The organism is Paraburkholderia sp. 2C, assembly GCF_054589215.1.
In genome coordinates this window covers 216,017-228,479 of record NZ_BAAILL010000041.1, presented here as the reverse complement: position 1 = coordinate 228,479, position 12,463 = coordinate 216,017, and the positions used below count along the sequence as shown (strand labels likewise).

The 12,463-nt window shown below is 61.7% G+C and carries 10 protein-coding genes and 1 pseudogene; 4 read left to right on the top strand and 7 right to left on the bottom strand.

Translation table 11 applies throughout. The annotated features are described in order from the left end of the window. Nucleotides 1-13 precede the first annotated feature (13 nt). Nucleotides 14-1,078, top strand: coding sequence for an HlyD family secretion protein (locus ACYPXD_RS19615; RefSeq protein ID WP_459714752.1), 1,065 nt, complete (start codon nucleotides 14-16; stop codon nucleotides 1,076-1,078). Next, entirely contained in the window at nucleotides 1,075-2,631 is a 1,557-nt protein-coding gene (locus tag ACYPXD_RS19610) for an efflux transporter outer membrane subunit (RefSeq protein WP_459714749.1), read from the top strand. Before ACYPXD_RS19615 ends, ACYPXD_RS19610 begins: the two co-directional genes overlap by 4 nt. A 200-nt stretch (nucleotides 2,632-2,831) precedes the next feature. On the opposite strand, the gene ACYPXD_RS19605 is transcribed toward ACYPXD_RS19610, so the two are convergent. After that, nucleotides 2,832-3,305, bottom strand: coding sequence for a RidA family protein (locus tag ACYPXD_RS19605; protein WP_459714747.1), 474 nt, complete (start codon nucleotides 3,303-3,305; stop codon nucleotides 2,832-2,834). 169 nt (nucleotides 3,306-3,474) lie between these two features. Here ACYPXD_RS19605 and ACYPXD_RS19600 point away from each other — a divergent pair, with 169 nt between their 5' ends. After that, entirely contained in the window at nucleotides 3,475-3,852 is a 378-nt protein-coding gene (locus tag ACYPXD_RS19600) for a VOC family protein (protein WP_459714745.1), read from the top strand. A gap of 35 nt (nucleotides 3,853-3,887) precedes the next feature. Here ACYPXD_RS19600 and ACYPXD_RS19595 read toward each other — a convergent pair whose 3' ends face one another. The 4 genes from ACYPXD_RS19595 to ACYPXD_RS19580 all read right to left on the bottom strand — a co-directional run bounded on the left by ACYPXD_RS19595 (nucleotide 3,888) and on the right by ACYPXD_RS19580 (nucleotide 9,504). Beyond that, nucleotides 3,888-6,290, bottom strand: a complete 2,403-nt coding sequence (locus ACYPXD_RS19595) for a glycoside hydrolase family 3 N-terminal domain-containing protein (protein ID WP_459714743.1) — start codon at nucleotides 6,288-6,290, stop codon at nucleotides 3,888-3,890. A 65-nt stretch (nucleotides 6,291-6,355) separates the two neighbouring features. Further along, on the bottom strand, nucleotides 6,356-7,183 hold the full coding sequence (locus ACYPXD_RS19590; protein WP_459714741.1) for a carbohydrate ABC transporter permease: 828 nt from the start codon (nucleotides 7,181-7,183) through the stop codon (nucleotides 6,356-6,358). 3 nt (nucleotides 7,184-7,186) lie between these two features. Then, nucleotides 7,187-8,110 carry a carbohydrate ABC transporter permease gene (locus ACYPXD_RS19585; protein ID WP_459714739.1) on the bottom strand — a complete coding sequence of 308 codons (924 nt, stop codon included), beginning with the start codon at nucleotides 8,108-8,110 and terminating at the stop codon, nucleotides 7,187-7,189. Nucleotides 8,111-8,217: 107 nt separating this feature from the next. Continuing rightward, nucleotides 8,218-9,504: an extracellular solute-binding protein gene (locus ACYPXD_RS19580; protein ID WP_459714736.1), complete on the bottom strand. Its 1,287-nt coding sequence runs from the start codon at nucleotides 9,502-9,504 to the stop codon at nucleotides 8,218-8,220. 310 nt (nucleotides 9,505-9,814) lie between these two features. Here ACYPXD_RS19580 and ACYPXD_RS19575 point away from each other — a divergent pair, with 310 nt between their 5' ends. Continuing rightward, nucleotides 9,815-10,876, top strand: coding sequence for a LacI family DNA-binding transcriptional regulator (locus ACYPXD_RS19575; RefSeq protein WP_459714733.1), 1,062 nt, complete (start codon nucleotides 9,815-9,817; stop codon nucleotides 10,874-10,876). Here the strand turns inward: ACYPXD_RS19575 and ACYPXD_RS19570 are convergent. Both ACYPXD_RS19570 and ACYPXD_RS19565 read right to left on the bottom strand, forming a co-directional pair. Next, nucleotides 10,847-11,164: an alcohol dehydrogenase catalytic domain-containing protein gene (locus ACYPXD_RS19570; protein WP_459714948.1), complete on the bottom strand. Its 318-nt coding sequence runs from the start codon at nucleotides 11,162-11,164 to the stop codon at nucleotides 10,847-10,849. The two genes, ACYPXD_RS19575 and ACYPXD_RS19570, sit on opposite strands and share 30 nt — an antisense overlap. A 139-nt stretch (nucleotides 11,165-11,303) precedes the next feature. Then, a pseudogene (locus ACYPXD_RS19565) lies at nucleotides 11,304-12,452 on the bottom strand (MFS transporter); the annotation flags it as partial. Nucleotides 12,453-12,463 lie beyond the last annotated feature (11 nt).

The window sequence follows — 12,463 nt, the reverse complement described above, 5'->3', positions numbered from 1 at the left end:
TATGTCAACTGTCATGAATTTTCCTCAAAAAGCGATTCGCGTCGCCGTGTGCATCGTCGCGCTCGGCATCGCGGCATGGGGTTGCACGACGCTTCTTGCGGACTCGAGCACGGAGTCCACTAACGACGCCTATGTGGCGGCCGATTTCACGCTCGTGGCGCCGCGCATCGCCGGACAGGTCTCGGAAGTGCTGATCGAAGACAATCAGCGTGTCAAGGCCGGGCAATTGCTCGTGCGCATCGACGACCGCGACTTTCGCGCCGCGCTGATGAGCGCCGAGGCCGACCTGGCCGCGGCAAGAGCGGCGGTCGCGAACTTCGACGCCGAGATCGCGCGGCAGCCGTCGCTGGTCGATCAGGCGCGTGCAACGCTTCGCGCGGACGATGCATCGATCCAGTTTGCGCGAGCCAACGCCGCACGCTACCAGGATCTGTCGCAATCGGGTGCGGGTACCACGCAGGAACAGCAGCATGCGTCGAGCACGCTCGCCGAACTGCTGGCGCGGCAGTCGCACGACGAGGCCGCGTTGCTGGCGACCCAGCAAAATCTCGACGTATTGCGCACACAGCGCGACAAGGCTGCTGGTGCATTGGCCCACGCTCAAGCGGTGCTCGAGCAGGCAAGGCTCAACCTGTCGTACGCGGAAATTCATGCGCCGGTGGATGGAAAGGTTGGGCGGCGCTCGGTGCGCGTCGGAGCTTTTGTGACGACGGGTGCGCCGCTGCTCGCGATCGTGCCGCTGGCGGAGGCATATGTCGTCGCGAATTTTCAGGAGAACCAGCTGACCAGAATGCGGCCCGGCGAAAGCGTGCGCGTCAAGGTCGACAGCCTGCCGGGCGTCGTGATTCAAGGGCATATCGACAGCCTTGCGCCTGCTACGGGTTTGAGTTTTGCACCGATCGCGCCCGACAACGCAACGGGCAACTTCACGAAGGTCGTTCAACGCGTGCCCGTGAAAATCACCCTTGATCGAGGGCAGGACGCAGTCGCCGAATTAAGCGTGGGGCTTTCCGTCGAAACGGAAGTGACCGTTGCAGGCCGAGGCGACAAGCCGAGCGAGGAAGCGGGCAAAAAATGAACGCGAGCGAATTTACCATCCGCACACCGGCGCTCGCGGCATTGCTGTGCTCCGTGCTGTCGGGTTGCCTCGTCGGCCCGAACTTCGAACATCCACAGACGCACACGCCAGACGTATTCGACCGAACGCAAACTGCGCAAGCGCCGAGCAAAGCCGTTGAAGCCGGATTCAATCCGGATTGGTGGACGCTCTTCAATGACCCTGTGCTGAACGCCTTGCAGCAGGAATTGACCGATGCAAATCTCGACGTCGCCGCGGCATCGGCGCGCTTGCGGGAAAGCCGGGCCGGGCAGCGCATTGCAGGCGCCGCGCAATATCCGACGCTGGACGGGGCCGCATCGTATAACCGCGAACGCGGCAGCCCGACCGGCATTCTGTCGTTGCTTGGCGTGAGTCCGGCGCAAAGTCAGCCGCAATCGGCATCGGGCAGTGCGCCGCTTGGCGTGGCGCCGTTACCGGGTTCCTCGGGTTCGCCCGCGTATAACCTGTATCAGTTCGGCTTCGATGCATCGTGGGAACTCGATATCTGGGGCGGCGCGCGGCGCGGTGTCGAAGCCGCGACGGCGCTTGCCGCTGCTTCATACGAAGATCGCAACGCGGTGCTGTTGTCCGTGCGCGCCGAACTCGCGCGAGACTATATCGAGTTACGCGATACGCAGGCGCTGCTCCAGATAGCAAAGCAGAATCTCGACATCGCGCGCAATGCGACGAAGCTCACGGAAATCCGCAAGCGCGATGGCGTGACGACCGATCTCGATGTTGCCAACGCATCGGCACAGGTGGAGTCGATCGAAAGCCTGCTTCCGACGCTCGAGGCGCGCTCCGACACCACGATCAATGCGATTGGCGTGTTGCTCGCGAAGGAGCCCGGCGCACTCAAGGCACGTCTCGCCGAGCCGCGCGATGTGCCTGGGCTTCCCCAACAGGTGCCGATCGGCTTCCCGTCGGAACTCGTGCAACGCCGGCCCGATATCAGAAGGGCGGATGCGCAGCTGCATGCGGCCACGGCGGCGATCGGCATGGCGAAAGCCGACTTCTATCCGCGCATTTCATTGAATGGCAGTGCGGGGTTTCAAAGCCTTCAACTGTCGAGTCTTGCGGATTGGGCATCGGGGCAATTCGTTGTCGGGCCATCGATCACGCTGCCGATATTCGAAGGTGGGCGCCTCAAGGGAACCTTGCAATTGCGCGAGGCGCAGCAGCAGGAAGCGGCCATCGTGTACAAACGCACGGTGCTTCAGGCATGGCGCGAAGTGGACGACGCATTGATTACATACGACGCCGAACAGCGGCGGCGCGATCGGCTCAAAGCGGTCGTCAGTCTGAACGAGCGCGCGCTGTCGGTGGCGCAACAGCGCTACAAACAGGGCGCGGTCGATTATCTGAATGTGCTGAACGTACAGCGGCAACTGCTTAAGGCGCAAAGCGATCTCGAGCAGAGCGATGCCGATGCCGACATCAATCTGATTACGCTATGCAAGGTGCTGGGCGGCGGATGGGAGTCGACGTATGCACAGCAGGGCGCGGTTAGTGCCGCCACGCCGCGCCAGTGAAGAAGAAACGGCCAAGGCCAAGCGTAAAGATCAGGCAGCGATATCGCGCATGCTCGAAACAGGCTAGGGCCAGCGAGCGATGCTTGCGATAGCTTGCGGCGAACAATCCGCCGCCGATCAATGTCGTCGCGGGCGCGATCCAGTTCAGAAACATGACGTGTACATAGCCGAATGCGTGCGCCGAGGCAGCGAAAAACACCTCACGTGGCGACTCTGAAGCAGAAGTCCACCTCCACCACCGCGCCCTTGGGCAACTGGAACGCGCCCACGGATGTGCGGGTATGTACGCCCGCCTCTTCGAGCACTGCCGACAGCACGTCGGACGCGCCATCAGCGACCTCGCTTTGCTTTGTGAAGTCGGGCGCGCTGCGCACGAATACATTGATGCGCGGGACCGAGACGATCGTGTCGAGGCTGCCGCAAACGTTTTTGATCAGCGCGAATGCACGGATTGCCGATATTTGCGCGGCGTGCCTCGCATCGTCGAGAGAAATCGTATCGCCAGCCGCGCCGACGAAACGAACCTCGTCGCCCACCCGTGGGATTTGACCGGCGACGTAAGCCATATTTCCGTCGAGCAACACTGGCGTGTATTTTCCGCCGACCTTGATTTCCTCGTTCAGCGGAAAGCCCATTTGCGCGGCAAGCTTTTCGAATCGTTCGTCTCTGGTCATGATGATGGCGGTAAGGAGTGGCTGGGTCTGGAAATTCTAGTGCATCGCGTTTAATGCAATATGTCGAGCCTGCAGCGCGTGGACTATCATCGAAAACGCGCCTTGCAAAAACCCGCGCGCCGGGCGCGTTGGTCCGTAACGGTCGGCGGGTCTTAACGAGGATCAAGCGATGTCAAAAGAGGAAAAGCTCGTTGCCATTCTGCCATGTAACGACCTCGATGCCGCGGAGGCGTTTTTCGCGCGGCTCGGTTTTTCCGATCCGGCCGGCAATGGCGACGACTACAGGATGCTGGCGGACGGACGCGGCGCGGAGATTCATCTCACGCAAGCTGTCGATGGGTGGCTTGTTGAAGGACGCAATCCGTTTGGCCTCTATCTTTACCGCAGAAATGTGGACGAACTGGCGGCGGCGTTCAAAAACGAACGCATTGAAAAAGGCCGCGCGCCCGAGCACAAGCCGTGGGGCATGTATGAGTTCAGCCTCAACGGACCCGATGGGACGTTGGTAAGAGTGGGGTGGCCATCGGCAGTGTCCGTGTCGGCGTAAAACGCCGGGCATCGGGCTCCCGGCGTACCGTCGCGTCAGACTACCTGTACCTCGCTGATCATTCGCCAATCGCGTTCGAGCGTTCGCGTTGCCGCACCTCTAACGGTCAGCGTCGCATTCAGATGGATGTCGCGGCTCGAACTGCCGATCATCAGATCGAATTCCCCCGGCTCGACGATGCGCTCGCCGCGCGCGTCCGTGAAATTGAGCATATCGACCGGTAGGCGCGCGCGTAATAGCACCTTTGCGTGCGGTTCGAGCGAGACGCGCGCGAATGCCTTCAATTCCTTGACGGGACGCGACGTCGAAGCGAGACGATCGCGCACATAGACCTGTACGACTTCGTCGCCGCTGCGCGCACCGATGTTTTCGACGCTAAAGATGAATTCAAACGTGCCGTCCGCAATCGGCACTTCTGCAGTGATCAGTTCGAGGTCGCTATACACAAAGCGGGTGTAGGTGAGCCCGAAGCCGAATGGATAGCGCGAACCGAAGTGCCGGGCAACAGGCGTTCCCGCACTCTTCAACCGGTGGTTGTAGACGTAGGGCACCGCGCCCGCGCTGGTCGGCACCGACAACGGCAGACGGCCGCTAAAATTTGTGCGCCCGGTCAGCAGTTCGGCGAGCGCCTCTCCGCCTTTTTCACCCGGTGCAAAGGCCATGATATGCGCGGCGACACGTTCTTCCAGACCGCCGAGGTTATATGGCCGGCCCCCCGTCATTACGACAACGGTAGGCGTGCCGGTGGCGACGACGGCGTCGACCAACGCCTGCTGCATACCCGGCAAGGCGAGACTATCGGTATCCGAACCTTCGCCGACTGTTCCGGACTGGAACAGGCCCGCGAGGTCACCGACAAATACGATTGCGACATCGACCTCGCTTGCGGCTTGTGCGGCGTTTGCGATGCGGGATGTGTCCGCACTGATCAGGTCGTCGCGCGCATTCAGATCGCGCGTATCGAGCGCAACGTCGCCGGGAAACACGGGCGCGCCGGCGCGCCGCTCTTCGATGATTGAGCAGCCTTTCTCGAACACCACGTTGGCTTCGCCCAGCATACGGCGCAAAGCCTGCAGCGGTGTCGTGATCGACGAAGCCGATTGCTCCCCGCTGACGATCAGATGGACAGGAAAGCTGTAGCCGGCAAGCAGAGCGAGCGGGTCGTCCGCGGTCGGCCCGATTACCGCGATCTTCTGCTTACCGTCACCGGCAAGAGGGAGCACGCCATCGTTGCGTAGCAGCACGGCCGACTGGCGCGCGACCTCGTGCGCGAGATCGAGCGCTGCATCGCTGCGCAAGTCTACTTGCTCGGGGTCGACATACGGATGTTCGAAGAGGCCGATATCGAATTTCGCGCGCAGCACGCGTGTCACGGTGGCGTCGATCGTCGCTTCACTGATGTCGCCGCGCGCGAGCGCTTCCTTCAGGTGCAGCGCGCATTCGTGGCCCGGCAACTCGATATCGAGGCCCGCATTGAACGATTGCGCTGCGGCGTCGGCGGCGTCGCGCGCGACGCCATGATGCGTATAAAGCAGATTCACGGCGACATAGTCGGCGACGATCAGCCCGTCGAAGCCCCACTTTTCACGCAGTACCTGGTGCAGCAGTTCGCGGTTCGTGTGGCACGGTACACCGTCGATGTCGTGATACGCGGGCATCACGGAACCCGCATGCGCGAGCTTCACGGCCATCTCGAACGGCAGCATGTAAGTGTCGTTGAGCTCGCGTGGTCCGACGTGGACCGGTGCGTGATTGCGCGCGCCTTCGCTCGCCGAGTGTGCGACAAAGTGCTTGAGCGTTGCGAGCACGTCGCGGCGTTCGCCTTGCAAGCCGTTGACATAACTGCATGCCATCACGCCGACGAGGTACGGATCTTCGCCGAACGTTTCCTCGGTGCGGCCCCAGCGCGGATCACGCGATACATCGAGCACAGGCGCCAGCCCCTGGCGGCATCCGATCGAGCGCGCCTGCGCGCCGATCATCTCGCCCACGCGACCGATCAGGGCGGGATTCCACGTCGCCGCGTAATTGAGCGACGACGGAAAAAGCGTCGCGTCCTTGATCATCAGGCCGACCAGGCACTCCTCGTGCGACATCACCGGAATGCCGAGGCGCGTGTTCTCGACCATCTGCCGCTGCAATGCATTGAGCGCCTTGACGCCTTCCTGTGGGTCGACCGTGTGCGTGCCGAGCGGGCGCGTCACCTGGCCGAGACCATGGCGCAGCAGGGTATTTAGCGGCACGCCAGTGTCGCGTTGCGCGAAATCTTCGCTGCGCCATTCGTGCTGACCGTCAGCGGAAAGCTTGAGCCAGACCGCGTGCAGCTGCGCGATCTTTTCGTCGAGCGTCATGCGCGCGAGCAGATCCGCGACGCGCGCGTCGGTCGGCATATGCGCGCGGCGATAAACCGGAAACTCGTTGTTGTCCTGAAGCGCCATTGATTCACTCCTGACGGGTTCGGTACGGCGGTGACCGGTGTTGGTCGTTTCAGCCCTATCGCTCTTCAGCCTTTTAGCGAGCCGGCCATCATCCCTTTGATCACACGCTCCTGACCGAACGCGTACGCAACGATCAGCGGCAACGATGTCAGCGTGACGACCGCGAGCATCGCCGGCACATTCGACGAGTACTGGCCTTGAAAATCCCATATCGCGAGCGGAAGCGTGCGATGCTCGGGCGTCGACGTCAGCATGTAGGCAAAGATGAACTCGTTCCACAGGCCGATGCCGTTGTAGATCGCGACCGTGGCGAGCCCGGGCGTGGACAGCGGAAAGAAGATGCGCCAGAAAATGCCGAACGGACTGCAGCCGTCGAGCTGCGCGGCTTCCTCGAGTTCGCGCGGAATCTGGCGCATGAACTCGGTGAGAATAAAGATCGAGATCGGCAGGCTCAACGCGACATAGGGCCCCAGCAAGGCGAACGGCGTATCGTAGATACCGAGGTTGCGCGTGAGCAGATAGATCGGCACGAGCGTCGCGTGCAGCGGCACGATCATGCCCGCGACGATAATCGCAAAGAGCGTCTTGTTCAGCGCAAAGCGCATGCGTGCGAACGCATAGGCCGCCATCGCGCTTGCCAGCACGATCAGCAATACGGAAACACCGACCACAAACACGCTATTGCGAAAGTAAGTGAAGTAAGGGCCTTCGAGCACGGCCGCATAGTTGCCGAGGAAGAAATGCTGGGGCAAGGCCCAGACCGGCGACGAGTACGTCTCGTCCTGTGTTTTAAGGCTCGTCGCGACGACAAAGACGAATGGCAGCGTCGTCACCAGCAGCCAGATCAACGCGAGCAGCGGTACGCCGAGGCGCGGTTTCAATCTCACTTTCATGACTTAGACCTCGGTCGCGTATCGACGGGTAAAGCGCAGCGATACGGCCGCGACCGCGCAGACAATGATGAACATCGCCGAACCGATCGTGCTGCCGTAGCCGAGCTGGAATGAGCTGAACACCGTGCGGTACATGTAGGTGGCCATCAGCTCCGACGAGCCTTCAGGGCCGCCGCCCGTCATGACATAGATAAGGTCGAAGTAACGCAGCGAGCCGAGCACGGCAAGCAGCACGGCGGTGCGTACGGTACCTTGCAAGTGCGGCAGTTTGATACGCCAGAAGATCACCCATTCGGACGCGCCGTCGAGGCGTGCGGCCTCGTTGACCTCTTGCAGCATCGAGGAGAGCCCCGCGAGAAACAGGATCATGTAGAACGGAACGTTCTGCCAGCAGATCACGGCGATCGTCGACGCGAGCGACAGATGCGGATCGCCAAGCCAGTCCTGCGCGAGCACATCGAGACCCAGTGCGCGCAATGCAGCGTTCAGCGGACCAAAGTTCGGATCGTAGACGTTCTTGAACAGCACGCCGATGGCGACGCTCGACATCAGCAGCGGTAGAAAATAAAGAATCTTCAGCACACGCGAACCACGGCCGGCTTTTTCGAGCAGCACAGCGAGCACGAGTGCGATAGGCAATTCAACGACGACCGATGCCACCGCGAGAATCAGATTGTTGAGCAGCGACTGCCAGAACACGGCGTCGTGTGCGAGACGCGCCCAATTCGAAAGCCCGACAAAGCGCGCGTTGCTGCCAAGACCATTCCAGTCGACCAGCGAAAGCCGCAAGCTCGAAACGAGCGGATAAAGCAGGAAGACCGCGAGCAACAGCACCGCCGGCGCGAGAAAGGCGGCCGCGACAAGTGCCTGCGACGAAAAGCGCAGCCGGCGTCGGCGTTCGGATACGGCGGGGAGCACGATGTTCACGGCGTGTTTGCCGGCCGGCGCCGCGTTGCCTGTGATAACGGCGCCGGCCGGGTTATCCGGTTGAGGTGACGTGTGTGTTGCTGTGGATGGCGCTTGCTTTCCCGTCATTAACCGCCCGCTTTAGCGGCGCTTTCCATTTGCTGCGCGGCGGCTTCGGGCGTGAGCGACAGGCCGAACAAGGCCTGTGTCGTGTCCTTATGCACTTCGCCCAGGTGGGGCGGCAGCGCCTGGTCGTACCAGAGCTGCACATTCGGCGCATCGACAATCAGACTTTGCAGGCGTTTGAGAAGCGGATCGTCGAGCGCGATGTTCTTCACCGGCGGAATTTTGCGGTCGCCGACCCGTGCGCGCATGGCGGTATCGTCCGTTAGCGACTGGATCAGCTTGAACGCGGCGTCCGGATACTTGCATTCGGTTGAAATGCTAAGGAAGCCATCGCCGACCGTGCCGATCACATCGCGAGGATCGCCCTTGCCGCCGGGCACGCTCGGGAACGGGAAGAAATCGAGCTTCTTCGAGAACGACGGATTTTCGCTTTGAATCGTCGAGGCTTCCCAACCGCCCATCAGTTCCATCGCTGCGCGGCCCGAATAGAGCAGGCGGCGCGATGCGCCGACGTCGTAGTCGAGGCCATTGAAGCCTTGTGCGAACGCCCCGGCCTTGACGAGCTGCTGGATGTATTTGCCGGCTTCGATGAAAGCCGGATCGTCGAAGCCCTTGCCGGCGCCGTCGAGCGCCGCGCGTACGACGTCTGGGCCGCCGATGCGGTCGACCAGATACATGTAGTACATCGAACCCGTCCACTTGTTCTTGTTCGCGAGTGCGAACGGCGCAATGCCGTGCGATGTCAGCACCTGCACGACGTGCATCAGTTCGGGCCACGTGGCGGGCGGCTTCAGGCCGTATTGCTGGAAGATGTCCCTGTTATAGAAGATCACGGCGGCGGATGCGTTTTCCGCCGCGACGCCATAGGTCTTGCCGCCGAATGTCACCGCCTTCCACGACGAGGGCAGGAAACGGTCGCGATAGCTGGGGTCTTTCTGCAGATACGGCGTGAGGTCGACAATCTGACCGGCTTTCACGTATTCGTGCAGCGGGCCGCCGCCCCACGATTCGAACACGCAAGGCGGCTGGTTTGCGCCGAATGCAACCTTGAGCTTGGTCTTGTATGCGTCGTTGATGACGTGCGAATTTTCGACCTTGTAGCCGGGCGTCTTCTGCTCGAAGCGATCGGACGCGTCGCGCAGGATCTTGCTCGAGGTTGCGTTGGTTTGCTGGTCCCACGCGGTGATGACCTTCGCGTCCTGCGCGTGGGCAGCGGTGCCTGCGGCCATTGCCAGCAACGAGCAGAGCGCAGTGAGACCGATCGCCTTCGATACCGCCGCATACGTCATCTTGAAGTCTCCGTCGTTATAGTAGGGGACAATCAACGTTAGCCTTAACGTCAGGGATGGTAGTAACGACGCGGGTCGGTTGCCAGATGAGGTTAACCCTCAAGCATGTGGCGGGTGCCTTGGGCAATTTGCATATGGACGTGGAAAAGCCTTTTAGATACTGGGTTTGAGCCAAACGTACATGGCCCGGAACAAGCCCTGATTGCGCTTCAGACGTATTCGCTTAGAATGAGTGTAGAAGGAACGTTAGCGGTAACGCATCGAATGACATCGATGCACTATCTTCAACAACACGCTCGTGACCGACGGCATGACCAAGGAAAACCCCACGCTGGCAGACGTGGCACGGCTGGCCGGCGTGTCGCAGATGACCGCATCGCGCGCACTGAACGGACGCTCCGGCGTGTCGCGCGAGACACGCGACGAGGTGCTGCGCATCGCGTCCGATATCGGTTACGTCGTCAATCGCACGGCGCAAAAGCTCTCGGGCGGACGTAACGGCATTATCGGCATCGTCACGCCGACGCTCGATACGCAGTTCTCGAGCGAGCTGATACTCGGCGCGGGCCGCGCTGCGAGGGCCGCCGGTTGCGAGGTGCTGATCTATACGATGTCCGATGAAGACCGGCGCATGCATCACGATGTGCTCGGGCTGGTACGGCAGTTTTCCGATGCATTGCTCGCAATCTTGCCGCGTGATTCGCTGTGGCTCGATTCGTTAGCCAAAGCAAAGCTGCCCGTGGTGGTGATCGATCAGCGCGGCACGATGAACCGGTTTCCGTCGGTGTCGGTCGATAACTATGGAGGCGCGCAGCTTGCGGTCGAGCATCTGATCGAACTCGGGCACACGCGCATTGCGTTCCTCGGCGGTGGAGATTCGATTGAAGGCGTGCGTGACCGGCAGCGCGGGTACGTCGATGCGCTCGCACGGCACGGGCTGCCGCATGCGCCCGAGCTGATCGCGTCCGGCGACTTGTCGCAAATGACGGCGTTTGAGGTTGCGTCGGGACTCCTCGGTCTTGCCGATCCACCCACCGCCATTTTTACGGCTAACGATCAAAGCGCCTTTGGCGCGATCGCCGCCGCGCGCGAAGCGGGGCTGCGCGTGCCCGACGATATTTCCATCGTGGGCTTCGATGACATTCCGATGGCGGAGCAGTTTCATCCGGCGCTAACAACTGTGCGCCAGCCGTTTCAGCAAATGGCCAGTTCCGCAGTCAATACGCTGCTTGCGCAAGTGGCGGGCAATGACGCGGGCGCGCAGAGAGTGACGTTTGCCGCTGAACTCGTCGTGCGCCATTCCAGCGGAACGGTCACATCCGTACGTCGGCGTTCGGCTGCGTTACAGAAAGGGCGGAAGCCGGGTCAATGATCGACCTGATCTCCCCCAGCAGTTGACGCCGAATACCTCGTCGCCTTCCATGACCCCGGTCACGCCGGGCCCGGCCTGGACGACCTGCCCGGCAATGTCGGAGCCCGGGGTCAAGGGCAGGGGTTGCGGAAGAACGCTTTTGCCGGCGCGAATCCACGTATCCCACGGACCGACGCCTGCCGCCCTCACCTTGACGACTACTTCTCCTTCGCCGGGTGTGGGAATCGGAAGCTCGCGCAGCGCGAGGACATCCGGCCCGCCAAATTTTTCGATCTGTACTGCTTGCATCGATGTCGACACGATTTGCTCTCCTGGTCGCCGCTTCCAATGGATTCGCGCCCGCGGCTTCTCTCTGACAGAGTGACGGAACCGGCCCCTGTGCGTGACCCGTGTTCGTGTACTTCGTCATGCGATTCATTTTTTTTCTGGCCTGTCCGCGTTGCCGATTGCGATACGCGGCTTCGGAAAGGACCAGCGCAACCGTAATGAGCCCCGCACCGACGATACTCAGATAGTGCCGATCGACGAATAGCAGAATCAAGCCGCCCAACACGGCCGAACAGGCGAGTCCGGTGTAGGTCGCTGTGTTGTTCAGCGCGAGCACGAGCGGTGCTGCGTTCGGCGCCAGTTCGACGAGCCGATGCTGCTGCGGCACGAGAAGACCCCAGCCGCATATACCCCAGACGATCAGCGCAAGCATGGCGCCGGCCATATGAGTCGAGGTCCAGGGCAGCGCGCAAAAATTGACGACGGCAACGCACAGCGCCACGTTCACGATGGCGCGGCTCGGCAAGCGATCGACGAGCCGGCCGCACAGCACGTTGCCGATCGTGGCGGCGATTCCCCAGACGAGAAACATGCCGGCGAGAATGCGTCCGTTGCCGTGAGTCACGCGATCGAATACGAAACCCGCATAGGTGTAGATCATCAGGAAGCCGCCAAACGCAAAAAGAGACGTGAGCAGCGTAAGCGCGACAGGCAGCTCGCGAACCGGCTTGAGTCTTTCTTTAAGCGTGACGACCGGTGTTGGGGGAAGCGAATGCAGCATCGCCCACACGCCGAGCATGGCGACCAGCCCAAGCAGCGTGACGAAGCCCAGCGTCGTGCGCCAGCTTCCGAAACCGCCGATAAACGTGCCGATCGGCGCGCCGAGCGCCGTTGCGCCGGTCAGGCCCGCGGTCACGATCGAAAGCGCTCGGCCTCGCTTCTCGGGCGGGGCAAGCGCCGAAGCGACGCCAAGTGCGGTAGGAGAGAACAGGGCCGCGCCGAACCCCGCGAGCACGCGACTGAAAAGAACGGTGTCGATGCTGGTTGCGAGCGCGCTGATCGCGTTGCCGGCCACAAAGATACCGAGCGCCAGCACGAGAATGAGCTTGCGCGGCCATCCACCGGCGATAGCGGCCATCACGGGCGCCATGACCGCATACGACAACGCGTAGAGCGTCACCATCTGTCCCGCGACGCTGACGGAGGTGTGCAGGGACGCAGCAACGCCAGGAAGAATGCCGGCAACGACAAAGTTGTCCGTGCCCATCGCGAACATCCCTATCGCGAGCACAAGTAATCGACGCTCCATTTCAACATTCC

Coding starts and splice junctions, on each gene's coding strand:
- ACYPXD_RS19605 (WP_459714747.1), bottom strand. CDS start 3,305: ATGACCAGAGACGAACGATTCGAAAAGCTTGCCGCGCAAATGGGCTTT.
- ACYPXD_RS19590 (WP_459714741.1), bottom strand. CDS start 7,183: ATGAAAGTGAGATTGAAACCGCGCCTCGGCGTACCGCTGCTCGCGTTG.
- ACYPXD_RS19595 (WP_459714743.1), bottom strand. CDS start 6,290: ATGGCGCTTCAGGACAACAACGAGTTTCCGGTTTATCGCCGCGCGCAT.
- ACYPXD_RS19610 (WP_459714749.1), top strand. CDS start 1,075: ATGAACGCGAGCGAATTTACCATCCGCACACCGGCGCTCGCGGCATTG.
- ACYPXD_RS19615 (WP_459714752.1), top strand. CDS start 14: ATGAATTTTCCTCAAAAAGCGATTCGCGTCGCCGTGTGCATCGTCGCG.
- ACYPXD_RS19580 (WP_459714736.1), bottom strand. CDS start 9,504: ATGACGTATGCGGCGGTATCGAAGGCGATCGGTCTCACTGCGCTCTGC.
- ACYPXD_RS19575 (WP_459714733.1), top strand. CDS start 9,815: ATGACCAAGGAAAACCCCACGCTGGCAGACGTGGCACGGCTGGCCGGC.
- ACYPXD_RS19600 (WP_459714745.1), top strand. CDS start 3,475: ATGTCAAAAGAGGAAAAGCTCGTTGCCATTCTGCCATGTAACGACCTC.
- ACYPXD_RS19570 (WP_459714948.1), bottom strand. CDS start 11,164: ATGCAAGCAGTACAGATCGAAAAATTTGGCGGGCCGGATGTCCTCGCG.